General features: G+C 59.2%; 28 protein-coding genes. All 28 read right to left on the bottom strand.

From position 1 onward, the window contains the following. Nucleotides 1–623: 623 nt before the first annotated feature. Nucleotides 624–1,193: a hypothetical protein gene (locus tag NTD86_RS14015; RefSeq protein ID WP_262203079.1), complete on the bottom strand. Its 570-nt coding sequence runs from the start codon at nucleotides 1,191–1,193 to the stop codon at nucleotides 624–626. 138 nt (nucleotides 1,194–1,331) lie between these two features. Then, nucleotides 1,332–2,468 carry a flagellar biosynthesis protein FlhB gene (gene flhB / locus NTD86_RS14020; RefSeq protein ID WP_262203080.1) on the bottom strand — a complete coding sequence of 379 codons (1,137 nt, stop codon included), beginning with the start codon at nucleotides 2,466–2,468 and terminating at the stop codon, nucleotides 1,332–1,334. A 2-nt stretch (nucleotides 2,469–2,470) separates the two neighbouring features. After that, nucleotides 2,471–3,253 (bottom strand): flagellar biosynthetic protein FliR, encoded by a 783-nt coding sequence (gene fliR / locus NTD86_RS14025; protein ID WP_262203082.1) that lies wholly within the window; start codon nucleotides 3,251–3,253, stop codon nucleotides 2,471–2,473. Beyond that, nucleotides 3,254–3,523 (bottom strand): flagellar biosynthesis protein FliQ, encoded by a 270-nt coding sequence (gene fliQ, locus NTD86_RS14030; protein WP_122783012.1) that lies wholly within the window; start codon nucleotides 3,521–3,523, stop codon nucleotides 3,254–3,256. A gap of 4 nt (nucleotides 3,524–3,527) precedes the next feature. Then, on the bottom strand, nucleotides 3,528–4,271 hold the full coding sequence (gene fliP, locus NTD86_RS14035; protein ID WP_262203085.1) for a flagellar type III secretion system pore protein FliP: 744 nt from the start codon (nucleotides 4,269–4,271) through the stop codon (nucleotides 3,528–3,530). Next, nucleotides 4,271–4,711 carry a flagellar biosynthetic protein FliO gene (fliO, locus tag NTD86_RS14040; protein ID WP_262203086.1) on the bottom strand — a complete coding sequence of 147 codons (441 nt, stop codon included), beginning with the start codon at nucleotides 4,709–4,711 and terminating at the stop codon, nucleotides 4,271–4,273. Before fliO ends, fliP begins: the two co-directional genes overlap by 1 nt. Then, a complete protein-coding gene (gene fliN, locus NTD86_RS14045; protein WP_262203088.1) occupies nucleotides 4,712–5,176 on the bottom strand; it encodes a flagellar motor switch protein FliN in 465 nt (154 codons plus the stop codon). A 38-nt stretch (nucleotides 5,177–5,214) separates the two neighbouring features. Next, entirely contained in the window at nucleotides 5,215–6,183 is a 969-nt protein-coding gene (gene fliM, locus NTD86_RS14050; protein WP_262203089.1) for a flagellar motor switch protein FliM, read from the bottom strand. A 9-nt stretch (nucleotides 6,184–6,192) separates the two neighbouring features. Beyond that, entirely contained in the window at nucleotides 6,193–6,684 is a 492-nt protein-coding gene (gene fliL / locus NTD86_RS14055; RefSeq protein ID WP_262203090.1) for a flagellar basal body-associated protein FliL, read from the bottom strand. Nucleotides 6,685–6,836: 152 nt separating this feature from the next. Then, nucleotides 6,837–8,096 (bottom strand): flagellar hook-length control protein FliK, encoded by a 1,260-nt coding sequence (locus tag NTD86_RS14060; RefSeq protein WP_262203092.1) that lies wholly within the window; start codon nucleotides 8,094–8,096, stop codon nucleotides 6,837–6,839. Nucleotides 8,097–8,171: 75 nt separating this feature from the next. Beyond that, nucleotides 8,172–8,546 (bottom strand): Hpt domain-containing protein, encoded by a 375-nt coding sequence (locus tag NTD86_RS14065; RefSeq protein ID WP_262203093.1) that lies wholly within the window; start codon nucleotides 8,544–8,546, stop codon nucleotides 8,172–8,174. A 30-nt stretch (nucleotides 8,547–8,576) separates the two neighbouring features. After that, entirely contained in the window at nucleotides 8,577–10,286 is a 1,710-nt protein-coding gene (locus NTD86_RS14070; RefSeq protein ID WP_262203095.1) for a fused response regulator/phosphatase, read from the bottom strand. Continuing rightward, nucleotides 10,283–10,588 carry an STAS domain-containing protein gene (locus NTD86_RS14075; RefSeq protein ID WP_262203096.1) on the bottom strand — a complete coding sequence of 102 codons (306 nt, stop codon included), beginning with the start codon at nucleotides 10,586–10,588 and terminating at the stop codon, nucleotides 10,283–10,285. The genes NTD86_RS14070 and NTD86_RS14075 overlap by 4 nt, the downstream gene beginning before the upstream one ends. Before the next feature lie 144 nt (nucleotides 10,589–10,732). Then, entirely contained in the window at nucleotides 10,733–11,185 is a 453-nt protein-coding gene (gene fliJ, locus NTD86_RS14080) for a flagellar export protein FliJ (protein ID WP_262203097.1), read from the bottom strand. Nucleotides 11,186–11,191: 6 nt separating this feature from the next. Beyond that, nucleotides 11,192–12,550, bottom strand: a complete 1,359-nt coding sequence (gene fliI, locus NTD86_RS14085; RefSeq protein WP_262203099.1) for a flagellar protein export ATPase FliI — start codon at nucleotides 12,548–12,550, stop codon at nucleotides 11,192–11,194. After that, nucleotides 12,540–13,316: a flagellar assembly protein FliH gene (fliH, locus tag NTD86_RS14090; RefSeq protein WP_262203101.1), complete on the bottom strand. Its 777-nt coding sequence runs from the start codon at nucleotides 13,314–13,316 to the stop codon at nucleotides 12,540–12,542. The genes fliI and fliH overlap by 11 nt, the downstream gene beginning before the upstream one ends. Continuing rightward, nucleotides 13,317–14,339, bottom strand: coding sequence for a flagellar motor switch protein FliG (fliG, locus tag NTD86_RS14095; protein WP_262203103.1), 1,023 nt, complete (start codon nucleotides 14,337–14,339; stop codon nucleotides 13,317–13,319). Then, nucleotides 14,332–16,122 (bottom strand): flagellar basal-body MS-ring/collar protein FliF, encoded by a 1,791-nt coding sequence (gene fliF, locus NTD86_RS14100; RefSeq protein ID WP_262203104.1) that lies wholly within the window; start codon nucleotides 16,120–16,122, stop codon nucleotides 14,332–14,334. Before fliF ends, fliG begins: the two co-directional genes overlap by 8 nt. A gap of 15 nt (nucleotides 16,123–16,137) precedes the next feature. Then, on the bottom strand, nucleotides 16,138–16,470 hold the full coding sequence (fliE, locus tag NTD86_RS14105; RefSeq protein WP_262203106.1) for a flagellar hook-basal body complex protein FliE: 333 nt from the start codon (nucleotides 16,468–16,470) through the stop codon (nucleotides 16,138–16,140). 742 nt (nucleotides 16,471–17,212) lie between these two features. Next, complete coding sequence (locus NTD86_RS14110) at nucleotides 17,213–18,574, bottom strand: sigma-54-dependent transcriptional regulator (RefSeq protein ID WP_262203122.1); 1,362 nt, start codon at nucleotides 18,572–18,574, stop codon at nucleotides 17,213–17,215. 5 nt (nucleotides 18,575–18,579) lie between these two features. Continuing rightward, complete coding sequence (locus NTD86_RS14115; RefSeq protein WP_262203107.1) at nucleotides 18,580–19,740, bottom strand: sensor histidine kinase; 1,161 nt, start codon at nucleotides 19,738–19,740, stop codon at nucleotides 18,580–18,582. Nucleotides 19,741–19,941: 201 nt separating this feature from the next. Then, nucleotides 19,942–21,417: a sigma-54 dependent transcriptional regulator gene (locus tag NTD86_RS14120; protein WP_262203108.1), complete on the bottom strand. Its 1,476-nt coding sequence runs from the start codon at nucleotides 21,415–21,417 to the stop codon at nucleotides 19,942–19,944. A 177-nt stretch (nucleotides 21,418–21,594) separates the two neighbouring features. After that, a complete protein-coding gene (locus tag NTD86_RS14125) occupies nucleotides 21,595–21,888 on the bottom strand; it encodes a flagellar protein FliT (RefSeq protein WP_262203109.1) in 294 nt (97 codons plus the stop codon). A gap of 24 nt (nucleotides 21,889–21,912) precedes the next feature. Next, complete coding sequence (gene fliS / locus NTD86_RS14130) at nucleotides 21,913–22,302, bottom strand: flagellar export chaperone FliS (RefSeq protein ID WP_262203110.1); 390 nt, start codon at nucleotides 22,300–22,302, stop codon at nucleotides 21,913–21,915. Between the two features lie 96 nt (nucleotides 22,303–22,398). After that, entirely contained in the window at nucleotides 22,399–23,760 is a 1,362-nt protein-coding gene (gene fliD / locus NTD86_RS14135; protein WP_262203112.1) for a flagellar filament capping protein FliD, read from the bottom strand. Between the two features lie 96 nt (nucleotides 23,761–23,856). After that, nucleotides 23,857–24,207 (bottom strand): flagellar protein FlaG, encoded by a 351-nt coding sequence (locus tag NTD86_RS14140; RefSeq protein WP_262203113.1) that lies wholly within the window; start codon nucleotides 24,205–24,207, stop codon nucleotides 23,857–23,859. Nucleotides 24,208–24,279: 72 nt separating this feature from the next. Beyond that, nucleotides 24,280–25,782, bottom strand: a complete 1,503-nt coding sequence (locus NTD86_RS14145; RefSeq protein ID WP_262203114.1) for a flagellin — start codon at nucleotides 25,780–25,782, stop codon at nucleotides 24,280–24,282. A gap of 13 nt (nucleotides 25,783–25,795) precedes the next feature. Beyond that, a partial coding sequence (locus tag NTD86_RS14150) for a hypothetical protein (protein WP_262203116.1) occupies nucleotides 25,796–26,018 on the bottom strand: 223 nt, incomplete at its 5' end.

Consider the following 26,018-nt stretch of genomic DNA (forward strand, 5'->3'; position numbering starts at 1 on the left):
GATCTTGAAATGTCTTGCCGGAACACCTACTGCGCAACACCTTCACTTGGCTGTGGATCAAGATCAACAGATCGCGAGACGAGCTCGCTCCTACAGGAGGGTGTGGTTACACCGGTCTTTGGCATGCAACACAGCCAGTGGCGCGTTGCGATCGATCAGTAAAGCGGAATGCAAGCTGAATTCGTCAGAAGTTATGCCCAATGGCTAAAAGCAAAAGCCCCCATCGTCACCAAACCTGATCGCCATGAGGGCAATCGCCAACATCTGTAGGAGCGAGCTCGTCTCGCGATCGTTTGATCTTGAAATGCCTTGCCGGAACACCTACTGCGCAACACCTTCACTTGGCTGTGGATCAAGATCAACAGATCGCGAGACGAGCTCGCTCCTACAGGATGGTGTGGTTACACCGGTCTTTGGCATGCAACACAGCCAGTGGCGCGTTGCGATCGATCAGTAAAGCGGGATGCAAGCTGAATTCGTCAGAAGTTATGCCCAATGGCTAAAAGCAAAAGCCCCCATCGTCGCCAAACCTGGTCGCCATGAGGGCAAACGCCAATATCTGTAGGAGCGAGCTCGTCTCGCGATCTTTTGATCTGGCTTTGGCGAAGTAAGGGGGGGCCGGCTCAGTTCCAGCGCCATTCGCCCAAGTCGATCACCAGGCAGGCGCTGCTGTTTGAACCAAACACCACGTCTATCTTGCGATTCGGCTCGTAGCGCTCAGTGCCGCTGCCACCAATCAAAATGGCCCCACAGCGCCCGTCACGCACATGCGGGTGTTCTTCCCAGACCGGCACGCTGTCCACCTGCAACTGACGGATGAGTTTGTAGAGGATGAAACTGCGCACGCACCGCCCGTTTATGCCCTCGAAACTCAAGGACTTGCGCATAAACGACAAGATCGACTCACGCTCTTTGTAGCAGCGTTCCATGATTGCCCTGTAGTACTGCTCCCGCCCACAACTGTGCGGCACCGTAGGCAGCGAAATAACAGCCAGCAAATTGCTGCCTTCTGTGGTGAAGCCCACTATGTGGCGGTCTTCAAGCTGGTCCAGCCAAAAGATCGCGAACGTACCGTCCAACGCCGGAAACTTGGGGAACAACCCCTCAAGATCAACCTTGGCCTTTTGTTGCGTATCGCTCAGCGCACAGGTTTTGATGGAGCCATTGGGGATAAGGATTAACTCAATCGACATCGCGCATCTCCGTTGCCTGCACACGAACCAAAAAAGCACTCGACGTCACAAGTTAAGCAGGTTTGCAAAAAGCATCTACTGTCAAAAATGACAGTTAGTCTGCAATAGATCGCCGCTTGTCAGGTCTTGACTGCCAATCTAATCATCACGCCGCAAGTCCGGCGGTATTGGCAGGTCTTTCAATGGATCAGGCCGTTTGCCCTTGCCCGCCTGGTGCTGGCGGATCTGGTACACATACGCCAACACCTGCGCCACCGCCAGGTACAGCCCGGCCGGGATCTCCTGCTCAAGCTCGGTGGAATGGTAGATCGAGCGCGCCAGCGCCGCAGACTCCAGCAGCAAGATGTCATGCTTTGCGCCGATTTCTCGAATCTTCAGCGCCAGAAAGTCGCTGCCCTTGGCCAGCAACATCGGCGCCCCGCCCTTTTCGGGGTCGTATTTGAGGGCTACGGCGTAGTGCGTCGGGTTGGTGATGATCACGTCGGCATCGGGGATGGCGCTCATCATGCGGCGCTGGGACATTTCGCGCTGCACCTGGCGAATGCGCTGTTTAACCTCGGGCCGCCCTTCCTGGTCCTTGTGTTCGTCGCGCACTTCCTGCTTGGTCATCAGCAGTTTTTTGTGGCTTTCCCATAGCTGCACCGGCACGTCGACAGCCGCGATCAGGATCAACCCGCAGGCCATCCACAAGGCACTCCAGCCCACCACTTGCAGGCTGTGGACCACCGCCAGCTCCAATGGCTCATGGGCAATGCGCAGCAGGTCATCGATGTCGGAGTTCAACACCAGCAAGGCGACGATCAAGATGATGAAAAACTTGGCCAGCGCCTTGAGCAGCTCCACCAGCGCCTTGGCCGAGAACATTCGCTTTAGCCCCGCCAGCGGGTTCATGCGGCTGAATTTGGGTGCCAGGCTACCCGCGGCAAACAACCAGCCGCCCAGGGCGATTGGCCCGACGATGGCGGCGATCAACAAGGTGATCAGCACCGGCTGCAAGGCGATCAGGGCGATTTTGCCGGAGTACAGCAGGAAGGCCGCCATGGAGTCGGTGTTGTATAAGGTTTCGCGGCTGATGCTGAAGTTGTAGCGCATCACTTGCATCAGGTCTTCGGCCAGCGCCCCGCCAAAGATCAGCAGCCCGGCCGATCCCGCGAGCATGATCGCCAAGGTATTGAGTTCTTTGGAGCGCGCGATTTCGCCCTTTTCCCTGGAGTCTTTTTTTCGTTTCTCCGTGGGGTCTTCTGTTTTATCGGCGCCGCTCTCGCTTTCTGCCATGGCTATTTCGCCTGTGCCAGTTCACGTAAAAACTGCAAGGCCTCAGAGGCCAGCGGCTGATACTGGTTGAGAATGTCAGCCATGCTGATCCACAGAATGACCATGCCCAGCACCAGGGTCAGCGGAAAACCAATGGCGAAGATGTTGAGTTGCGGCGCCGCACGGGTCATGACGCCGAAGGCGATGTTGACCACCAGCAAGGCGGTGATGGCCGGCAGCACCAGCAACAGCGCCGCACCCAGTACCCAGCCCAGCTTGTTGGCGATTTCCCAATAGTGATTGGTCATCAACCCGCCGCCCACCGGCAAGGTGGTGAAGCTCTCGGTGAGCACTTCAAACACCACCAAATGGCCGTTCATGGACAAAAACAACAGGGTCACCAGCATGGTGAAAAATTGCCCGATCACCGCCACGTTAACCCCGTTGGCCGGGTCGACCATGGAGGCGAAGCCCATACCCATCTGCACCGCGACGATTTGCCCAGCCACCACAAACGCCTGGAAAAACAGCTGCAGCGAGAAGCCCAGCAAAGCACCGATGACGATTTGCTCGGCAATCAGCATCAGGCCGCTAAGGTCCAGCGGGTTGACGGTGGGCAGCGGCGGCAAGCTGGGCATGATCGCCAGGGTGATCGCCAAGGCCAGAAACAGCTTGATGCGCTTAGGCACCAGCGGCGTACCGATGATCGGCATGGTGGCCAGCACCGCGCCCACCCGGAACAGCGGCAGCATAAAGCTGGCGACCCAGGTGCTGATCTGCGCGTCCGTCAGGGCCAGGAGCGACATTTAGCCGATCAACTGCGGAATACTGCCGTACAACTGCAGGATGTATTCCATAAAGGTTTGCACCAGCCACGGCCCGGCCACGATCAAGGTGACCAGCATCACCAGCAGACGCGGCAGGAAGCTCAAGGTCTGCTCGTTGATTTGGGTCGCTGCCTGAAACATGGCCACCAGCAGGCCCACCAGCAAACTGGGGATCACCAGCACTGCGACCATCATTGTGGTCAGCCACAAAGCGCTTCGAAACAGATCAACTGCGACTTCTGGGGTCATGGGCTCACACTCCGCCGAAGCTACCGGCCAGGGTGCCGATAATCAGCGCCCAACCGTCCACCAGTACAAACAACATGATTTTGAACGGCAACGAGATGATCAACGGCGAGAGCATCATCATGCCCATGGCCATCAGCACACTGGCCACCACCAGGTCGATGATCAGGAACGGGATGAAGATCATAAAGCCGATCTGGAATGCGGTTTTAAGTTCAGAGGTGACGAAGGCCGGTACCAGAATGGTCAACGGCGCCGCATCGGGCGTCGGGATGTCGGTGCGCTTGGACAAACGCATGAACAACTCAAGGTCGCTGGTACGGGTCTGGGCCAGCATAAAGTCCTTGATCGGCCCTTCTGCCTTGAGGATCGCATCCTGGGCCGTGAGTTTTTCCGCCAGGTACGGCTGCAGGGCATCACGGTTCACCTTGTCGAACACCGGCGCCATGATGAACAGCGTCAGAAACAGCGCCATGCCGGTGAGGATCTGGTTGGACGGGGTCTGTTGCAGCCCCAGCGCCTGACGCAGAATCGAAAACACGATGATGATCCGCGTAAAGCTGGTCATCAGCATCACGAACGCCGGGATAAAACTCAGGGCGGTCATGATCAGCAGGATTTGCAGGCTGACCGAGTATTCCTGCTGCCCGTTGGCGCCGGTGCCCAGGGTGATCGCCGGAATCGACAGCGGGTCGGCCGCCAAGGCGGCTGGCGCGAGCAACGCCAACAACAGTGCGACAACTAAACGCATTACGACTTGTCCTTTTGCTGGCCGAGGGCTTCCATCAGTCGCTTGGCGAACTCAGGCGTGGTCGTTTGCGTATTGTCCGGCATTGCTACCGGCTCTTTCAGCACGTGCAACGGGGTGATACGGCCCGGCGTAAGGCCGAGCAGAATCTGCTCGCTGCCCACTTGCACCAGCACCAGCCGGTCACGGGTGCCCAAGGCGCGCGAACTGATCAGTTCGATAACTTGCCCCTGGCGAGCCCCCCCTTGCTGAACCCGGCGTAACAACCAGGCCAGGGCGAAGATCAGCCCCAGCACCAGCAGCAACCCCAGCACCAGTTGCGTCAACTGCCCGCCCAGGCTGGTGGCGGCCACGGGCGCAACCGCGGTCGCGGTGCTTGCCACCGGTTCTGCTGCCAGGGCGCTGAGCGGGAGCGCCAGTAAACCGCCGAGAATCCGCTTCACTTAGCGCAGCTTCTTGATGCGTTCGCTTGGGCTGATCACGTCGGTGAGACGGATGCCAAACTTTTCGTTGACCACCACCACTTCGCCATGGGCAATCAGCGTGCCGTTGACCAGCACGTCCAGCGGCTCACCCGCCAGGCGATCCAGTTCGATCACCGAGCCCTGGTTAAGTTGCAGCAGGTTACGAATGTTGATGTCGGTACTGCCCACTTCCATGGAGATCGATACCGGAATATCCAGAATCACGTCCAGGTTGGGACCGTCCAGCGATACCGGATCGTTGTTGCGCGGCACGCTGCCGAACTCTTCCATGGGCAAGCGGTTGGAGGCCGGTTTTTTCGCCTCATCGGCCGCCAGCAGTGCGTCGATATCGGCCTGGCCCACATCGCCGGTCTCTTCGAGCGCAGCGGCCCATTCATCGGCCAACGCCTGGTCGGCGGCGCTTGTGTCGTGTTCGTTAGCCATCAGCTGTCCTCAATGAACAAATACGTGGGTTTCGGGCCTTAGCGCCGAACGATGGGTTCCAGCACTTGCAAGGCCAGATTGCCTTTGTGCGAACCCAGTTTGACCTTGAACGTGGGCACGCCATTGGCGCGCATCACCAGTTCATCCTGCAATTCAATCGGGATCACGTCGCCGGGCGCCATGTGCAAAATGTCACGCAGGCGCAATTGGCGCCGGGCCACGGTGGCACTCAGCGGCACACTGACGTCCAGCACGTCTTCGCGCAGGGCCTTGCTCCAGCGCTCATCCTGGTCGTCGAGGTCGGACTGGAAGCCCGCATCGAGCATTTCGCGCACAGGCTCGATCATCGAGTACGGCATGGTCACGTGCAGGTCGCCGCCACCGCCATCGAGTTCGATGTGGAAGGTCGACACCACAATCGCTTCGCTAGGGCCGACGATGTTGGCCATGGCCGGGTTCACTTCCGAGTTGATGTACTCGAAATTGACTTCCATGATCGCCTGCCAGGCTTCCTTCAAATCGACGAAGGCCTGCTCCAGCACCATGCGCACGACACGCAATTCGGTAGGGGTGAATTCACGGCCCTCGATTTTGGCGTGACGGCCGTCACCACCAAAAAAGTTGTCCACCAGCTTGAACACCAACTTGGCGTCGAGGATGAACAAGGCCGTACCGCGTAATGGCTTGATCTTGACCAGGTTGAGGCTGGTGGGCACGTACAGCGAGTGCACGTACTCACCGAACTTCATGACCTGCACCCCGCCCACCGCCACGTCTGCGGAACGGCGCAGCATGTTGAACATACTGATGCGGGTGTAACGGGCGAACCGTTCGTTGATCATTTCCAGGGTCGGCATGCGGCCCCGGACAATCCTGTCCTGACTGGTCAGGTCATAACTTTTGACACTGCCGGGATCGGCAGTCACTTCGGCCTGTACCAGACCGTCATCGACGCCATGCAACAGCGCGTCAATCTCATCCTGGGACAGCAGGTCTTGCACGGCCATGTCGTGGTCCTACTGCAATACAAAGTTAGTAAAGAGAGCCTGATCAATAACCACTTTGCCGAGTTCTTTTTGCGCCACTTCCTGCACGCTGGCAGTGGCTTTCTGACGCAACATTTCCTGGCCCACCGGGGTGGCGAGGCTGTCAAAGGTCTGACCCGAGAACAGCATGACCAGGTTGTTGCGGATCACCGGCATATGCACCTTGAGGGCATTGAGCTCATTTTGATCGCGCGCCTGCAAGGTGATGCTCACTTGCAGATAGCGCTGGCGGCCGTTGTCATTGAGGTTCACCACAAAGGCGGGCGGCAGCGGCTCGTAGATGGCCGGGCGCTTGACGCTGGATTCGGCCACTGGCGGCTCGGCGCTTTTCTCGCCGCTCATGAAATACCAGGTGGCACCCACCGACAGACCGATCGCCAGCAACAGCGCGACTACCACGAGGATAATCAGCTTGAGTTTGCCTTTAACGGCGGGGTCCTTCAGTGCGTCGCTCGTCGCCATGCCAATAATCCGTCACTTTTGGGTTTTCACAGGTGCATGGCTAGGCAGAGCAAGTGTTATGCCAGAACCCTGATGGGGCTGCCGCAGGCTGCGATCTTTTAAGAGATCAAAAGATCGCGAGGCAAGCGCGCTTGTACAGGGCCATTTGGGGTTCAGGCGTAGTAGTCCACGGCGCTGGTGCCCAGCACGATACTAGGGGCTACGGGTTCGGGGGCCGCCAGCGGAGTGTCGTCGTCAAGGCGCCCGCCACTGGCCTGGGAGCGCTGCTGGGCTTGTTGCTCCTGGCCTTGCCCCTGCCAACTGCGCGATTGGTCCGACACGTTGACGTCGACCTGGCCCATGCCCTGCTGGGCAAGCATGTCACGCAGGCGATGCATCTGGCTGTCCAGCGCTTCACGCACAGCCGCATGGCCGCTGACAAAGTTGACTTGGGTCGACTGGTCCGCCGCCACGTTCACTCGAATATCCAGACGCCCAAGCTCAGCCGGTTGCAACTGAATGTCCGCCGATTTGAGGTTGGCACTGGACAAGTACATCACCCGGTTGACGATGTCGTCCGTCCAGCCGCTCTGGTGCATGGCCAACGGCTGATTGACCGGCAGCGCATTGGCGGTTTTCGGCACGGCCGCCTGGGTTAGCGCAGCCAAACGATTGGCAAAGTCATCGACACGGGTGTCGCTGGAAGCGCTTTTGAGGTCTTTGAGGCCGTCATCCACCAAGCCCTTGAAGGCTTTTTCACCGCCCTCACCCGTGCTGGAGGCATCGGCTTCAGGCTCAAGCATCTGCGCAATCACGTTCGGCTGGCCTTGGCTGGCGCTAGCCAGGTTGTCGGGTTGAGCATTTTTAGCCGGTGACTGGCTGCTGGCAGACACATGGCCGCCCTGCTCCATTGCCAGGCGCACAGCGGGCAGGTCATCCAGCGGATCGGCTTGCGGATCAAATGTGTCATCAACCACAGGCGGTGGCGGCGCTTGCACCGCCAGACTAGCGGCAACCCGTTGCGCGGCTTGCTCATCTGTCTGCGGCGGGGCAACTGGCGCAGGCGCTTCTACAACCGCCGGTGGCGCTTGCACAGCAGGCGGTGTCAATTGGGGAGTCGGCAGGCCATCGCCAGGTTTGACCGGCGTGTCATCTTGATCGGTGCTTTGAGGCTTGCCACCAGGCAAGGGTTTGCCGCTATCGGCAATGGCAGGCGATGGGTTTGGAGCGCTGTTATTACTCGCATCTCGTGCGATCGCAGGCTTGCTGCTGGAGACACCTGAGGTGATGTCAGACGCTTTGGCGTAGACCTTGGAAAACGGCTCGCCCCCCGCTTGCACGGGCTCGACGTCAGGCTGTGCAGCTATGCCGGGCGCGGCTTTGGGCGCAGCGACGGCGGGAGTCTGAAGGAACGGGTTGGCGGCGAGTGGCATGGGCAAAGTCTCCGCTGTACGGCAGGCATCGGTACAGGTAGTAGAGACAGAGCAAGGTTCGGGCCAGCTTTACCGTCAACCTCCGGAAACGAGATCAGAGGCGCCAACCCGCTGGCGTTCGGCGCAATACAGTCGGCGCACCATTTGATACTCGTGATCGATTTTGACCACCAGCTCTTTAATGCCCGCCAGTTGCTTTTTTTGCGCACGCTCTTCGAGTTGACCGCATAGCAGCGCCAATCGCGTGGCACCCATGTTGCTGCTACTGCCTTTGAAGCTATGAGCAGCCTGGGTCAGTTCGTTGGTTTCTCGCGCTCTCTCAGCCTTGTGCAGCTCGATGAGGCGCTCGTCGGAATCGGAAAGAAAGGTGTCGAGCAGATCTGCGTACCCGCCTTCCATGACCTCTCGCAAAGAACTAATGACTTGCTGATCCATATGAATATCAGACACTTGTTCACTCCTTGATCAAGAATGTTCGGATTATGCCAGAGCCTCCCATAAAAACTCTACGGTCGCCTTACGACCCTCGTCGGACCAACGTGCTGACGGGCAGAGCTGGCGTACCACACTCAAACCACGGCCCGATAGACGGTCCAGAACCAGGGGCCGGGACAGCATTCTGGTAACGTCAAAGCCCGGCCCGCTGTCTTCTACGTGAAGTGTCAAGCGCCCGCCTCGGCACTCGGGAACCACTTGCATGGACACGCAGACGTAACCATTTGTCAGCGCATCCAGGCGTTTGTTACGCAGTTGGTAATATTTTGCAAAACCTTTTGCGTCTCGCTTGAGCCGAGAATCCAACCCTAACACCCCATGCTCCAGCGCATTGCTATAAAGCTCGGACAGCACCGCATGGATCTGTGCCCCTTGCGCACGCAAGCCATGCACCTCCATCAGCATGTGCAGCAAGTAAGGCAGCGGGTTGAACTGTTTCAGCGTCGAAGCCCGAAACTCGAAACGGGCGCCCCAGTCGAGCGGGCTGCATTGGCCGCTGTCGGTATAAAGCATCGCAGGCGTGCCCAGGTTTTGCGGGACCTGCGAGGTGATCTGCACCATGCTGACGTCATCACGGGTCTGGCCGCGAAAATCGCGCAGCGCTTGTTCCACTTCATCCAGCAAGTGCTGCGGATCGCGATTGGCCTCCAGCACGCGCTGCAACCGCTCCACCCCAAACATCTGCTCATCTGCAGCAGTGGTTTCGGTCACGCCATCGGTCAGTAAGAACAGTTGGTCGCCAGGCAGCATCGGCAACACCTGGGTGGAATGATCAAACGCCTTGGCCTTCAACACCCCGAGCGGTAAATGCCGGGAAGCCAGCGCCGTGCGTTGCCCCGTGGCCTGGGTGTGCAAATAACCGTCCGGCATGCCGCCGCTCCAGACTTCCAGGCTGCGGCGCAGGGCACTGACACACACCACGGCGGCACAACAAAACATGTCAACGGGCAGGATGCGTTTGAGCTTGGCATTCATTTCACGAAGCATTTCGCCCAGGCCGTACCCTTTTGCCGTCATGCTGTAGAACACCTCCGCCAGCGGCATTGCCCCAATGGCCGCGGGCAAACCGTGGCCGGTGAAGTCGGCCAGCAGCAAATGGGTATCGCCAGACGGGGTATGGGCGGCCAGCAACAGGTCACCGTTGAACAAGGCATAGGGCGACTGCCGGTACTGGATGTTCGGCGCGCTCAGGCAACCGGAGTGCGCCACCCGATCAAACACCGCCTTGGCCACGCGCTGCTCATTGAGCAGGTACACGTTGTGCCGGGCGATCAGGTCGCGCTGTTGCAGCACGGTCTCCTGCAGGCGACGCAGGCGATCCATCACGGTGATCTTGGCCGCGAGCAGCATCGGATTATACGGTTTGAGCAGTACGTCATCACCGCCCGCTTCAAGGGTGCGGGCCAGTGCGTCGACATGGCTGAGTGAGGTCAGGAAGATCACCGGCACTAACACTTCACCGGCCAGCGCCTTGATCTGGCGAGTCGCCTCGAAGCCATCCATCACCGGCATCAGGCCATCCATCAACACCAGTTGCGGACGCTGCTGGCGAAACAGCTCCACTGCTTCGGCACCGTTCTTGGCCAGCAACACCGTGTGGCCCTGACGCTGCACGATACTGGACAACAACAGCCGATCCGTGGCGCTGTCTTCAGCGATCAGCACCGTCAAGCCGGACGCGAGCGGCGGGTTCACGAAATGTCGAACAACTTGTCGAAATTGGAGATCGCGAGGATTTTGCGCACATCGGTATTGCTATTGACCACATGGATATCGGCATCATCGCCACCGGCGTGTTCGCGCAGCAGCAACAGCATGCCCAAAGCAGAACTGTCGATGTAGGTGGCTTCTTTTAAGTCCACGACAATCGAGTCGGGTGTTACTTCGCTCTTTTCGTAGGCATCGCGAAAAGCCTGATGCTTGCCAAAGTCAAACCGACCCTTGATGGCGATGGTCAGTTGATTGCCGTCAGCTGAAGCGTGAGAAGTCACGACCATGGGGTAGCTCCTGGTTCAGGTATCGATTGACTTGAACTATAGACGCTCTGAACAAATGGGCAGGTTGTAAGAGCGAGCTTGTGTCGTGATCTTTAAAAGATCAAAAGATCGCGAGACAAGCTCCCTCCTACAGGGGCATGCGGGTTAATAAACCTCTTTGCGCGGCAGGCGCTGGGACAGTTCGTCCATCAGCTTTTGCTCGCGCTTGTCCTCCAGCTGGCGGGCTTCGTCAGCGTAACGCTGCACCAGCTTGCGCAAGCCTTCGACCCGGGCATACGCCTGCTGCCAGGACTCACGAGCTTTGTTGAGGTTGTTTTCATGCCACTGCAAGCTTTGGCGTTGCTGACCTACTGCCGTTTCGAGCTGGCCGAGAAAGTACTGGTAATTGCGCAGCCATTGGCCTGACACGCCCTGGCTGCCGCGCTCAACCCACTGCGCCTGATATTCACCCCGGAAGTTTTCCAGATCGCCGAGCTTGCTGTTGGCCAGATTGACCTGGCCCTGAAAGTGCCCCAGGCGCTGGGCGGCCGCCTTCTCGGTTTTTTCGGCCATTTCGACCACTGGCGCCAGACGCGCCGCCCTTCCCCCGCTCGCCATAATCGCTTAACCACCCGCCGCCGGAGCGAAGATTGTGGCCAGGTGGCCGCTGCTTTCGCCCAGACTGATGTTGTCGTTCAGCCCTTGGCGCAGGTACGCGACCATGGCCGGTTGCAGGGCAATCGCCGTGTCGGTTTCACGGTCGCCACCGGCCACGTAGGCGCCCACACTGATCAAGTCCCGCGCCTGCTGGAAGCGCGACCACAGTTGTTTGAATTGTTGCGCACGGCGCATGTGCTCGGCGCTGACCACCGACGGCATCACCCGGCTGATGGACGCTTCAATATCAATGGCCGGATAGTGGCCTTCTTCAGCCAAACGTCGCGACAGCACGATGTGCCCGTCGAGTACGCCCCGTGCCGAGTCGGCAATCGGGTCTTGCTGGTCATCACCCTCGGACAACACGGTGTAAAACGCGGTGATCGAACCGCCCCCGGCTTCGGCATTACCGGCACGCTCCACCAGCTTGGGCAGTTTGGCGAACACCGACGGCGGGTAGCCCTTGGTCGCGGGCGGCTCGCCAATGGCCAGGGCGATTTCCCGCTGGGCCTGGGCGAAACGGGTCAGGGAGTCCATCAGCAAGAGGACGTTTTTACCCTTGTCGCGAAAGTATTCGGCAATGCGCGTGCAGTACATGGCCGCACGCAAACGCATCAGCGGCGCATCGTCGGCGGGTGACGCGACCACCACCGAGCGCTTTAGCCCTTCTTCGCCAAGGATATGCTCGATGAACTCCTTCACCTCGCGGCCCCGCTCACCGATCAGGCCCACCACGATAATGTCGGCCTCGGTAAAGCGCGTCATCATGCCCAACAGCACACTCTTGCCCACGCCAGTACCGGCAAACAGGCCCAGGCGCTGGCCGCGACCGACCGTCAATAATCCGTTGATGCTGCGAATGCCCACGTCCAGCGGCACGCTGATCGGGTCACGCTTGAGCGGGTTGATGGTCGGGCCGTCCATCGGCACCCAGTCTTCGGCTTTCATCGGGCCTTTGCCGTCCAGCGCCCTGCCCGCGCCATCGAGGACGCGCCCGAGCATGCTCATGCCCATGGGCAAACGCCCGGTGTCAGCCAACGGCACCACGCGGGCCCCCGGCGCGATACCCGCAACGCTGCCCACCGGCATCAGGAAAATTTTGCTGCCCGAAAAGCCCATCACTTCGGCTTCGACTTCCACCGGATGAAACAAGTCGTCGTTGATCACCAGGCAACGGCTGCCCATGGCCGCGCGCAGGCCTTCGGCTTCAAGGGTGAGGCCGACCATGCGCAACAGCCGACCCTCGACCACCGGTTGGGCAGGCAATGACACCGCCGGGGCGTAGCTGCTCAGGCGCTTGGCGAAGCTTGTGCGCTTAAGGTGCATGGGGCTGATCCAGGTCGATGTCGATGTCCGGCGCAGCCGGGTGCAACGACTGTTCGTGCAGTTGATCAAATACCTGGCTCATGGCCAGTTTGATCCGGGTTTCGATACTGGCGTCGATGCGGCTGTGTTCCGTTTCGATCCGGCAGCCGCCCGGTTGCAGGCTGTCGTCCTCGACAATTTTCCAGCGCTCGTCATGGCGCTCGCGCAAAGCCTTGATCTGGTCGAAGTCTTGCGGGTTGATAAACAGCCGGATGTTCTCGGCGCCCATGGGCAAGAGCTTCAGGCCGTCGCGCAACACTTGCTGGATCTGGCTGGAATCGGTTTTCAACTCGCGCTGGATCACCAGCCGGGTCATGTGCTCGACCAGCCCGACCATGGCTTTTTCAAGCTGCTGGTCTTGCTCGGCCAGCGGTGCCAGCAGGCTGCTCATCAACCGCTCAAGGCTGGCGACCTTGGCGTTCAAGGCCACTTCAGCTTCCTGGCGGACCTTGAGCTGGGTGCTGTGAAAGCCTTCTTTTTCGCCCGTGGCAAAACCTTCGTTCCAGGCTTCCTGGCGGATGCTTTCCAGCTCTTCGAGGGTCAGCGGCTGGACCTCTTCCAGCGGCACTTCTTCGCTGTCGACGGGCAGTTCTTCAACCGGTTCGGGCTCAGGTTCTGGCACCTCGGGTTCTTCTTGGTACGGGTCAAAACTGGGCAACCCCCATACGTCAAAAGCACCGACATCCTTGGCGCGGATTACATCCCCGGGCGACTCACCGTTGCTCACTTAGATCATCTCTTCGCCGCCCTTGCCGCCGAGAACGATTTCTCCGGCTTCGGCCATACGGCGGGCAATGGTGAGGATTTCTTTTTGTGCGGTTTCGACATCGCTGACCCGCACCGGGCCTTTGGCCTCCAGGTCGTCGCGCAGCAGTTCGGCCGCGCGCTTGGACATGTTCTTGAAGATCTTGTCCTGAACGTTGTCATCCGAGCCCTTGAGCGCCAGCACCAGCACGTCCGAAGACACTTCGCGCAACAGCGCCTGAATGCCGCGGTCGTCAACATCAGCCAGGTTGTTGAACACGAACATCAGGTCTTCGATCTGCTCGGACAGGTCTTCGTCGATGTCACGGATCGAGTCCATCAACTGCGCTTCCATGGAGCTGTCGAGGAAGTTCATGATGTCGGCCGCCCGCTTGATACCGCCCAGCGAGGTGCGCGCCGCATTGGAGTTGCCGGCGAATTGTTTCTCGAGGATCTGGTTGAGTTCCTTCAACGCTGCCGGTTGCACGGTGTTCAGCGAAGACACGCGCAGGATGATGTCCAGGCGGGCCTTTTGATCGAAATGACCCAGGACTTCGCCCGCCTGATCAGGGTCGAGGTAGGCCACCACAATGGCTTGAATCTGCGGGTGCTCGAAGCGAATCACATCGGCCACGGCACGCGGTTCCATCCACTTCAGGCTGTCCAGGCCGCTGGTATTGCCGCCCAGCAGAATACGGTCGATCAGGCCATTGGCCTTGTCTTCGCCCAGTGCCGAGGTCAGCATTTTACGGATATAGCTGTCAGAGCCGACGCCCAGGCTGGTCTGATCGCCGACAATTTCGACGAACTCGCTCATTACCTGCTCGACTTGCTCGCGGTGCACGTTGCGCATTTGCGCCATCGCCACACCCACACGCTGCACTTCTTTAGGCCCCATGTGCCGCAGCACTTGCGCGGCATCGGCTTCGCCCAACGACAGCAGCAAAATGGCTGCCTTGTCGACACGGGTCAGCTTGGCGTTGGCGGCCGCTCGGTTATCACTCATCAGCGTTGATCCACTCTTTGACAACCTGGGCCACGCGGCCCGGGTCTTCGGCTACCAGACTCTTGATCGCATTGAGCTGCGCGTCATAGCCCTCGCTCGGGCTCGGCAGCATGATGCTTTGCGGGCCGCTGAGGCTGACGCGGTCATTGGCCAGCTCGCTGTCCAGGCCGCCCATCCCGCCCAAGTCACCATCGCTGCCAATGCCCGCCGCGTTTTTATGACGGCCATTGCCGGTGATGTTGTTGAGGACCGGGCGCAGCACGCCAAACACCAGCACCAGAATGAACAGCACACCCAGCACTTGCTTGACCACGTCCCAGAACCAGGGCTGCGAGTAGAACGGAATGTCGGCAATCACTTCGCCACGCTCGCTGGAGAACGGCACGTTGATCACGCTGACACTGTCGCCACGGCTGGCATCAAAGCCCACGGCGTCTTGCACCAGGCGGGTGAAACGCGCCAATTGGTCGGCGCTCCATGGCGTGCGGGTCACTTCGCCATTCGCCGGGTTGACGACGGCCTGATCATCAATGACCACGGCCACCGACAGGCGATTGACCTTGCCCTGCTGCTGCTTGGTGTGACTGATGGAGCGGTCCAGCTCAAAGTTGCGGGTCGACTGCGAACGCTTGTCGGCCGGGTAAGGTGCGAGCATTGGCTGGCCGGTGGCCGGGTCCATGATTTGCTGGCCGTTGGCATCGAGCAGCGGCTGGCCCGGTTGCACCATGCCTGCGCCGCCCGCCCCGGCCTGGCCGGTTTGCTGTGGCGCGGTAGCCGGGGCTGGCGGTTGATTGCTCAACGCCCCCGGTACGCCTTGCGGGCCATTGCTGGCGGTGCGTTGTTCGCTGGTCGATTGCTCGCTGCGCAAAGCCGGCTGGTCCGGGTTGAACTGCTCGGAGGTGGACTCGACCGAGCTGAAATCAACGTCGGCCGACACTTCAGCCTTGTAGCGATCATTGCCCAGCACTGGTTGCAGGATATTGTGCACGCGCTGGGTGAGCATGCCTTCCATGCGGCGGCTGTAATCGAACTGCTTGCCAGCCATGGTCAGTTCGGAGTTTTCCGCCTGATCCGAGAGCAAGTTGCCTTTTTGGTCGACCACGGTGACCTGGGACTTGATCAGTTCCGGCACGCTGGTGGCCACCAGGTTGATGATCGCCATCACCTGGCCCGGCTCCAGCGAGCGACCAGGGTACAGCTCTACCAGGACCGAGGCGCTGGGCTTACGTTCGTCACGCACGAACACCGAGCTTTTGGGAATCGCCAGGTGCACGCGGGCGGCCTTGATGTTGTTCAGGCTGGAAATGGTGCGCGCCAATTCGCCTTCCAGGCCACGGCGATAGCGCGTGGCCTCCATAAATTGGCTGGTGCCCAGGCCCTGGTCTTTGTCGAGAATTTCAAAACCGACGTTGCCGTCTGAAGGCGTGACGCCTGCGGCCGCGAGCTTGAGCCGCGCGCGCGAGACGTCATCGGCCTTGACCAGCAAGGCACCGGAATTGGGTTCAACGGTGTAGGCAATATCGGCGGCGGCCAGGGTTTCCATGACCTGCTTGGCATCCATACCGGCCAGGCTGCCGTACAGCGGCCGGTAATCGGGCTGTTGCGACCACAACACCACGGCAAAACCAATGGCCACGCTCGCCGCCAGACCGACCATAAGGCCGACCTGACGCAACATGGTCATCTCGGCCAGGTTGTCCAGAAAGGACAAGCCGAACAGCGGCCCTTTGCCGCCACCCAGGCCTGACTTGGCCGGAACGTTTTCCGGGAGTGCATCTGCCATGACTTAATATCGCCCTTAAACCGGCATCTGCATGATGTCTTGGTATGCCTGAACCAGCTTGTTACGGACTTGGGTGATGGCCTGGAAGGAGACGCTGGCCTTTTGCGAGGCGACCATCACGTCGGTCAGGTCGACACCGCTTTTGCCGATTTCGAACGCGTTGGACAACTGCGTCGACGCCTGCTGCGTCTCGCTGACCTTATTGATCGCGTTGCCGAGCATGTCGGAGAAGCTCGGTGCACCCGCTTCAGGAGCGGCCTGCACAGCCGACTTCGGTTGGGCCATGGCGTCCATCTGCATGGCCCGCATATCCAACATCAATCGATTAAATTCAATACCTTGGCTCATGGACAATGGCCTCCGCCGACCCGCATTTTTTTGACACTTTCACTGCTCTTAATGACACATAGCAACAAGGGTGCCAGCTCTTTGTCGTTTTCGCACGATTAACGTTACAAAACATCGCAAGGGATGGAGTGAAGATCAAAAGCCCCTCACCCTAACCCTCTCCCGGAGGGAGAGGGGACTGACCGGGGGGCTGCTGAACATTTACGTCACACCACAAAACAGCCCTCTCTCCCTCCGGGAAATTGAACCGACCCGGGGCTGCTGAACATTTACGTCACACCACAAAATAGCCCTCTCTCCCTCCGGGAGATGGAACTGACCCGGGGGCTGCTGAACATTTACGCCACACCACAAAACAGCCCTCTCCCTCCGGGAGATGGAACTAACCCGGGGGCTGCTGAACATTTACGTCACACCGCAAAACAGCCCCCTCTCCCTCCGGGAGATAGAACTGACCCGGGGGCTGCTGAACATTTTCGCCACACCACAAAACAGCCCCCTCTCCCTCCGGGAGATGGAACTGACCCGGGGGCTGCTGAACATTTACGTCACACCACAAAACAGCCCCCTCTCCCTCCGGGAGAAGGAACTGACCCGGGGGCTGCTGAACATTTTCGCCACACCACAAAACAGCTCCCTCTCCCTCCGGGAGATGGAACTGACCCGGGGGCTGCTGAACATTTTCGCCACACCGCAAAACAGCTCCCTCTCCCTCCGGGAGAGGGTTGGGGTGAGGGGCTTTTCAGGTGGCTGCAAACAAATAAGCCTCGACATCCATCCCGGCGTCGCGCATTTGCGCCAATTTATAGCGCAAGGTACGCGGGCTGATGCCCAGACGTTCCGCCGCCTCTTTGCGCCGACCACGCTCGGCACGCAAGGTGTCGATGATCATTTCAAACTCATGGCGCCGCAGGTCGTCCCCCAACGCGCCCGACGACTCGACCGGTGCCACCGCAGGCAGCGGCGCATAAACCACCGGCCCGGCCAGGCAAAAGTCGGCCGCTTCTATCAAGCCGCTTTGCTGCAGGATCAGGGCTCGCTGAATGGCGTTGTCCAATTCACGCACGTTGCCCGGCCACGCATACCCCGTCAGACACGCTTGCGCCTGCGCCGAAAAACGCACCGGCGCGTGTTTCATTTTGCCAATGTGCTTGGCCAGCAGTCGCTCAGCCAGCGGCACGATATCCGCCGTGCGTTCACGCAGCGGGCGCCAGGCCAGCGGGAACACCGAAAGACGGTAGTACAAGTCTTCACGGAAGCGCCCCGCCGCCACTTCGCCCGCCAGATCGCGGTTGGTGGTGGCGATCACACGAATATCCAGGGCAATCGGCTTGCGCCCGCCCACACGCTCGACCTCACGCTCTTGCAGCACCCGCAGCAATTTAGCTTGCAGGCCCAGCGGCATTTCCGAGATTTCGTCCAGCAGCAAGGTGCCGCCATCGGCCTGCTCAAACTTGCCTGCCTGCGCAGCAATGGCGCCGGTAAACGAGCCTTTTTCATGGCCAAACAAGGTGGCTTCGAGCATGTTGTCCGGGATCGCCGCGCAGTTGATCGCCACAAACGGCTGATCACCCCGGCTGGAATGCTGGTGAATGTAACGCGCCAGCACTTCTTTACCCGTACCCGACTCGCCGGAAATCAACACCGTGGAGTCACTTTTGGCCACGCGGGCGGCCAGTGCCAGCAGTTGTATGCTCGCGGGCTCAACCGCCACCGGGCCTTCGGCATCGGCTGCGCCCAGGCTGCCCAGCGCATGCCGCGCCACGAGTTCCAGCAAGGCCTTGGGCTCAAACGGTTTGACCAGATAATCCGCGGCGCCCTGGCGCATGGCATCTACCGCACGCTCGACTGCGCCGTGAGCGGTCATCAACAGCACCGGCAACTGCGGCTGGCTGGCGCGCAAGCGGCTGAGCAACTGATGGCCATCCATGCCTGGCATGTTGACGTCGCTGACCACCAGATTAAACGCCTCGCCTGTCACCGCCTGCAGCGCTTCTTCGCCAGAGCCTACGGCCTTGAAATCGTGACCGGCCAGCAACAGCGTGTCCGCCAGCGCTTCACGCAGGGCGCGGTCGTCCTCGACCAGCAGAACCTTGATTTGCATCGCCATCAGTTAGCCTCCCCTGCAACTGGAATCAGCGGCACGCAGAGCAAGGCACAAGTGCCCCGCCCCAGCCGCGAACGTAATGACAAATCGCCCTGATGCGCACGCACCACGGCCGTGACCACTGCCAGACCAAGCCCGGTACCGGTGGCCTTGGTGGTAAAAAACGGTTCGCCCAGACGCTCCAGTACTTTGGGCTCAATGCCGCTGCCGCTGTCACTCACACACAGGCGCAGTACGTTGTCGCGGGCGTAAAGATGCACCTTGAGCCGCACGGCGCCGGCTTGCAGCGCGTTTTCAATCAGGTTGAGCAACGCGCCCACCAGCGTGTCGCGGTTGCACAACACTAAACCGTGATGAACATCGCACTGCCAACGCATTGACACCCCTTCAACATGGGTCTGTGCCGCTGCTTGCAGCGCCTGCATCAAGGCTTTGGGGGAAACGCGGTCTTCCAGCGGCAGCTCGCCACGGGCAAACACCAGCATGTCGCGCACCTGGTGTTCCAGTTCGTGCAAGCGCTCTTTCAAACGTCCGGCAAAGCGCTGCTGGGTCTCTACCGGCAACGCTTGCTCGGTCAGATGGCTGGCATAGATCAACGCCGCCGACAAAGGCGTGCGGATCTGATGCGCCAAAGAAGTGACCATGCGCCCCAACGACGACAAACGCTCATGCCGGGACAACTGGTCTTGCAGGCGCCGGGTTTCTGTCAGGTCGTTGAGCAACACTAACTGCCCCGGCTCCGGGTCCAGCGAACGGGTGGCAATCGACAGGCGCCGCCCGTCTTTAAGCGAGACTTCATGGCCGTCGTCTTCACGCGGCGCAAAGCAGCGGGCAATCACGTGACGCCACAACTCGCCCTGCAGCGGCAACCCCAACAGCTCGCAGGCTGCCGGGTTGGCTTCGCTGACCAGGCCACGGTCATCGATCACGATGACCCCGCCGGGCAGCAGGTCCAGCAAGTGTTGCAAGCGATTGGCCAGCCGTTCGTTTTCTGCCAGTTCGGCCACACGCTGCTCACCGGCCAGCGCCAGCTCACCTTTAAGCTCGGCAACCCGGGCTTCCAGCAGGCTGTAAGAGTCGGTCAACTGGGTCGACATCTGATTGAACAGCGAGAACGCCTGCTCAAGCTGCGCCGCGTTGACGGGCATGGTGGTCAGAGACATGGCAGCCCCTGCGAGATCAGGGACCGAGGACTGTTGAGCGGCATGGGGCATGAGGCGTTCTCGCTTGGCTGACCGTCATAAAACGGTTCGTTAACCCAAGCAAAGCAATACCCGTGCCCGAAAAATAACATTCGCGAACTGAAGGTGGATGTGTTGATGCAGATCAAAGGATTGAAACGGGACCCTGTAGGAGCGGCGGGGCTAGTCGTCGCCCTGCTCTTCGCCTTCGCGACGGCTCATGCCGTATTTGCGCATTTTTTCGACCAGGGTCGTGCGGCGTATCCGCAGGCGCTCGGCGGCGCGAGCGACGATGCCGTTGGCGTCGTCCAGCGCTTGCTGGATCAAGCCTTGCTCCAGCCCGCCCAGGTAGTCCTTGAGGTCCAGACCTTCGGGCGGCAGCATCGCGCTGGTGGTGAAGTCCGGCGTACTGTTGTTGATCGCCACGCGCTCTTCCATGTCGCTGCGCAGGCTATCGACCAATTGCTCGTCTTCATCGTCGACATAGCGGAATTTTTTCGGCAATTCGGCAACGCCGATCACGCCGTAGGGATGCATGATCGCCATGCGCTCCACCAGGTTGGCCAGTTCGCGAACGTTGCCCGGCCAGGCGTGGCGGCACAACGACATAATGGCGCCAGAATTAAAGCGGATCGAACCGCGTTTTTCGTGCTCCATACGTGAAATCAGCTCGTTGAGCAGCAGCGGGATGTCTTCCACCCGCTCGCGCAACGGCGCCATTTCAATGGGGAACACGTTGAGGCGGTAATACAAGTCTTCGCGGAAGGCGCCGACTTCAATCATGCTTTCGAGGTTTTTGTGGGTGGCGGCGATGATCCGCACGTCAGCGCTTTGGGTCTTGTTGCTGCCCACGCGCTCGAAGGTGCGCTCCTGCAATACGCGCAGCAACTTGACCTGCATCGGCAGCGGCATGTCACCGATTTCATCGAGGAACAGCGTACCGCCGTTAGCCAGTTCGAAACGCCCGGCGCGGCTGGTGATAGCCCCGGTGAAGGCGCCCTTCTCGTGCCCGAACAGCTCGCTTTCAAGCAGTTCTGCCGGGATCGCCCCGCAATTGACCGGCACAAACGGCGCATCGCGGCGCTTGGAATGGTAATGCAGGTTGCGCGCGACCACTTCCTTGCCCGTCCCGGACTCGCCCAGGATCAACACACTGGCGTCGGTGTCGGCCACTTGCTGCATCATCTGGCGCACGTGCTGAATCGCCCGGCTGGTGCCGACCAAGCTACGGAAAAGGTTAGGCTCACGGTGACGACCGCGCTCTCGGGCCTGATCGTACATTTCACGATAGACCTGCGCGCGATGCAGGGAATCCAGCAATTTGCTGTAGCTGGGCGGCATTTCGAGGCTGGACAAGACCCGGCGGCGCTGGTCTTCAGGCAGGTCCGTGGAAGAAATATCGCCTAAAAGTAAAATCGGAAGGAACTCATCCCAGGTAGCCAGTGTCTTAAGCAGGCCTGAAATTCCGCCAGAAGCGCTCACCGAACCGATCAGTACGCAGAGCACTTCACGGCTGGACGACAAGGCGCCAACCGCCTGCTCCCACTCGTGACTAGGGCTGGTTAAATTCTCCTCGCCGAGAAAATTTAAAATCACCGCCAGGTCATGGCGGCGGACGCTATCGTCATCGATCAGCAGAATTTTGGTTTCACGCCACATGCAATAGCAACTTCCCTAGTCAACTCAGTACCCGGATAGTTTGGGTACGCTAGCCGCCCTGACCCTGTTGGATCTGTAAGGCGACTGAAATCAGAATACGTACTAGTTAAGTCAAAAAAACATACACAGTCAAATTTATGGCGCCGCCAAAGGGATTAACCCCATACTTCTTATGCCTTAACCGAACAAATGGTAAACCTTTGAAGCATTTTTTGCTTGATTGATCTGCGCCATTTGCTCGACCACCAGTTGTCGCTCATCCGTGGCAGCCTCCAGCAGCATGCGATACACCACCAGCAAACCCTCCAGATTTTCGCGCAACACCGCTTCATCCAGCGGCGTTTCGTCCAGCACCGTCTCGACACATTCCCGGCACGCCGAATCCAGTTCGCCGATGGCATCCCAATTACGCTCGGCCAAGGCATGGATCAGCGCGTCGCGGGTTTCTTGAATTCGTTGCAGTTGGCTCATGACGCACTCCTCAGGCCATTGGGTTTATTGCGGGGCGATCTCGTCCCAGCCGCTTTTCACGGTGATCAGCAGGCGCGCGACTTCGTCGATGATTTGCGGGTCGTTCTTGATATTGGCCTGGGTCAGACGCACCGCCATGTACTCGTACAGGCTGTCCAGTTGCTGCAGCGCTGCCTTGTCATCGGTCTTGTCTTCATCCAGGCCCTGACGCAGGCCGCCAATAATGTCCACGGCCTTGGTCAGCAACAGCGCCTTCTGCGGAATATCACCACGGCTCAACGCACCTTTGGCCTGAGCCATGCGCTCGAGACCGCCCTCCATCAGCATCTGAATCAAGCGATGCGGGCTGGCTTCGGAGATTTGAGCGTGGGAATTGACCTTCTGATACTGACGAAGGGCGCGCATCGGGTTCATGTTTCTACCTCATCACAAATGGGCTAAGTCTTACTTCTTATGTCGGCGCCGGGGCTCAAAGCTTTAGCGCTCAAGCCACGTCAGACGCGCGGAAAATCAGTTATTGGACTTCGGGTTATTCAACGAGTTGAGCGTGGTCATGATGCTGGAGCTGCTGGCGTTGATCTTCGCGATCAGGCCGTCCATCGCCGTGTACTTGGCGGTCAGCGTGGTTTTCAGCGTGTCCATGCGGCTGTCCAGGGTCTTTTGCTGATCGGTCAGATCGGTCAGCTTGGCGTTCAGATCCGAGGCCCGGGTGGTCAGCAGCCCGGTGGTGCCGACATAACTGTCGGTGGCCTTGGTCATGCGCGTGATCAGACCGGTGTCGCCGGTAAACACCTTGGCAATCTCGGTAGGCCCGTTCGGCGTGGCCACGGCGGCGTTCCATTTGCTGTCATCCAGAGTCAGCAGGCCGGTTTTCTGGTCCGTACTGATGCCCATCTGCGCCAGGTTGCCCACAGTAGACCCCCCGGTGTTCTGCAGCAGCTCGTTACGGATTCCGTTGACCAGTTGGCGCATCGACGCATCGCCGGTCAGCGCGCCGGTGGTGGTCGTGGCCGCATCACCGGTGGCAGTGACTTTGGTCTGGGTGTTGATGCTGGTCATCAGCGCGTTGTAAGCACTGACAAATGACTGTACCGACGTCTTCAAGGTGGTGGTGTTGGACGCCACGGTAATGGTCGACGGCTTGGTATCGAGCAATTCAATGCTCACACCACTGATGGCCGAGGTGATCTTGTTGCTCGTCGATTCCATCACGACGTTATCAATGGTGTACTCGGCGTTGAGCGGCGGTTTTCCGGCATCATAGCCAGTGGCCAGCTCGGAATCGCCGCTGAGGGTGATGTCCGTGCCCTTGCCGGTGGTCTGCGAACTGATGACCAGGCGCGAGCCGTGGGCGTCGGTCAGCACGTTGGCGCTGATGCCCTTGGATTGCAGCTGCGTGTTGATCGCGTCGCGGGTCTGCTGCATCGTCGCGCCCGCCGGGATTTTAACGTCGTAATTGTTATCGGACTGGGAGATGGTCAGCGTTGCGTCCTTCCCGCTCGAGTTAACGACCGCAGAACTGCCTTCAAATACCTGGCTGGTGACTTTTGAAGCCGTCGCCAATTGCGTGACATTAAGGGCATAGATACCGCTGGCGGCTTTATCGCCCAGCGTGACCTTGGAAATTTTCTCGTCCGATGACGTGCCGGCAAGCCCGTTGAAACTGGCCTCCGTGTTGAGCTTGGCGATGGCCGTGCGGTAGGTTTCAAGCGAAGCCTTGACCGTGCCCACCGCTGACAATTGCGTGGTGGTGGTGGTTTGCAGCTTGGTGATTTGCGCTTGCTTGGGGGCTTTTTCAGCATCCACCAAGGCTTTGACGATGCCTACCGTGTCAAAACCTGAACCGACGCCGGTAATCGTTGAACTGGCCATCTTTATTCTCCTGGTTCGGTGGCTGGCGCTTTATGGGCACACACTTTTTTGACAAAAATGCCGCAGCCACGGACAGCTTCATATTTCATGCCACCTTCAAGCATTGGCGTTAAAAAGCAGACTGTTGGGATCTGCCAGATTTTGCGCCAGTTTAAGGGCAACTTCTGAAGGTAGCTGGCGAATCACTTCACCGCTTTGGCTGGCGATGACTTTGACCACCATGATGCCGGTGGTGTCATCAATCGAAAAATCCAGCTGACGCTGGTGAGATTGCGCAAAGTCGCGTAAATCACTGACCGCTTTTTCAACCTCGAAACGCTCAGGCGGCTTGCCTGGCAGCGCAATGTCGGGGCTGTCAGTCTGAGCAACGGCAACCGCGGCTGGCTTAGGGCTGGACTGCCCGACGGCGGTTGGATAGGCAGAATTCAATTTGATGCTCATGTCCATGTCATCACCTCACCCCTGAAAAAACAAAAGGGCACGTAAACGCGCCCTTCCGTTATCAACCGCGCGCTGAAGTTACTGAAGCAGCTTCATCACAGCGGATGGCAGTTGGTTCGCCTGGGACAGGATCGCAGTGGATGCCTGTTGCAGGGTTTGTTGCTTGGTCAGCTGAGCCGCTTCGGCAGCGAAGTCAGTGTCCTGAACACGGCCCAGGGCTGCGGTCGAGTTCTCGGAAATGCTTTGCAGGTTAGCCACAGTGCTGTCGAAACGGTTTTGTACGGCACCCAGGGCGGCACGTTGGGTGTCGATCTGCTCGATCGCGCCTTGCAGAGCCTGGATGGTTTTTTGCGCCGAGTTGGCATCCAGAATGCTCAGGTCAGCAACGCTGGACTCTTGGCTGATGGCTTTTGTAACGCCCCCGTTATCAGCTGTTACAGCACCATCCAGACCCAACTCCTTCAGACCCGACGCGGTGCTGCCATTGCCAATCTTGATGTCCTTAGTGGAGAACAGGCTCAGGGTACCGTCGTCCTTCAGGCTGGCGGTCACGCCGGTGCTTGCGCTGTTGATGGAGGAAACTACGTCGGCCATGGACGAGTTGGCAGCGAATTTGATCTCAGTGCCATTCAGGGTGATCGAAGAAGCTGCGTCAAGTTTTGGGGCGCTCGTACCTGCTGTAAGGCCCAGCTTTGCCAATGCACCGGCGCCTTTATCACCATCACCGTTTTCCAACTTGATGGCTTTACCATCAGCCGAAGTCAACTCCAGACGAGTTCCGTCGGCGGAGACTTTTGCCTTCACTCCAGTACCAGTACCCGGAACCGGGGGCGTACCCGTATCGGCAGCAGCGGCACTAATCTTTGTAGCTATAGCTGCCAAGCTCGCATCGGCCGCTACAAGGCTAATGGTTTTGCCGTTGATTTTGATATCCGCGTCACTACCCAGACCCGGAGTAACAGCATCACCAGGGTTAGCGCCAGGAGTGCCCGGCAAAGTCACAGCCTGACCTGTTACCGAAGCCGCCAACGAAGTCTTGGTACCGGCAACAGTGGCTTCGCTCGAAGTCCCCTTCAACGAAGCTGCACCGATATCGCTCATACCGAAAGTAATGGTCTGGTTGGCATCCGCGCCTACCTGGAAGGCCTGGTTCTGGAAAGAACCGTCCAGGATGTTACGACCACCGAACGTAGTGGTTTGGGCAATACGGGTCAGTTCACCGGTTTTTGCGGTGAATTCTTGTTGCAGCGCAGCACGGTCGTCGGCGCTTTTATCACCGTTCGCGGACTGCAGAGCCAGTTCACGCAGACGTTGCAGAATGTTGGTGGACTCTTGCATCGCGCCTTCAGCGGTCTGGGCGATGGAGCTGGCGTTGTTGGCGTTGTTGATCGCCACGGTCATGCCTTTGGTCTGCGAGGTCAGACGGTTGGCCATCTGCAGGCCAGCGGCGTCGTCTTTGGCGCTGTTGATTTTCAGGCCGGAAGACAGACGGGTCATCGAGGTGCTCAGCGCATCACCGGCTTTGTTCAGGTTTTTCTGAACGGTCAGGGACGTGACGTTGGTGTTAACGGATAAAGCCATGACGAAATCCTCATTAGATAAATACTGCGGCTTCCGGCCCTGGCAACCGCCGGGTGTGGCCTAGAGAACCTTCGTAATAGTTATCGTCGTGATGGCAGGATGCTTGAGGGCTTTTTTGAATTTTTTTACTGGCGGGGGTTCTTGCCTTGTGTTTCAAGGGGTTGCGCGTTGCCCCCTGGCAAAATCTGATCGTGTAGGAGCGGGGGTTGGGGCGGGTGTTTTTTTTTCTATAAAAA

Origin of the sequence: Pseudomonas sp. 7P_10.2_Bac1 (genome assembly GCF_025465935.1) — a bacterium.
In the GTDB taxonomy this organism is placed as follows: Bacteria; Pseudomonadota; Gammaproteobacteria; order Pseudomonadales; family Pseudomonadaceae; genus Aquipseudomonas.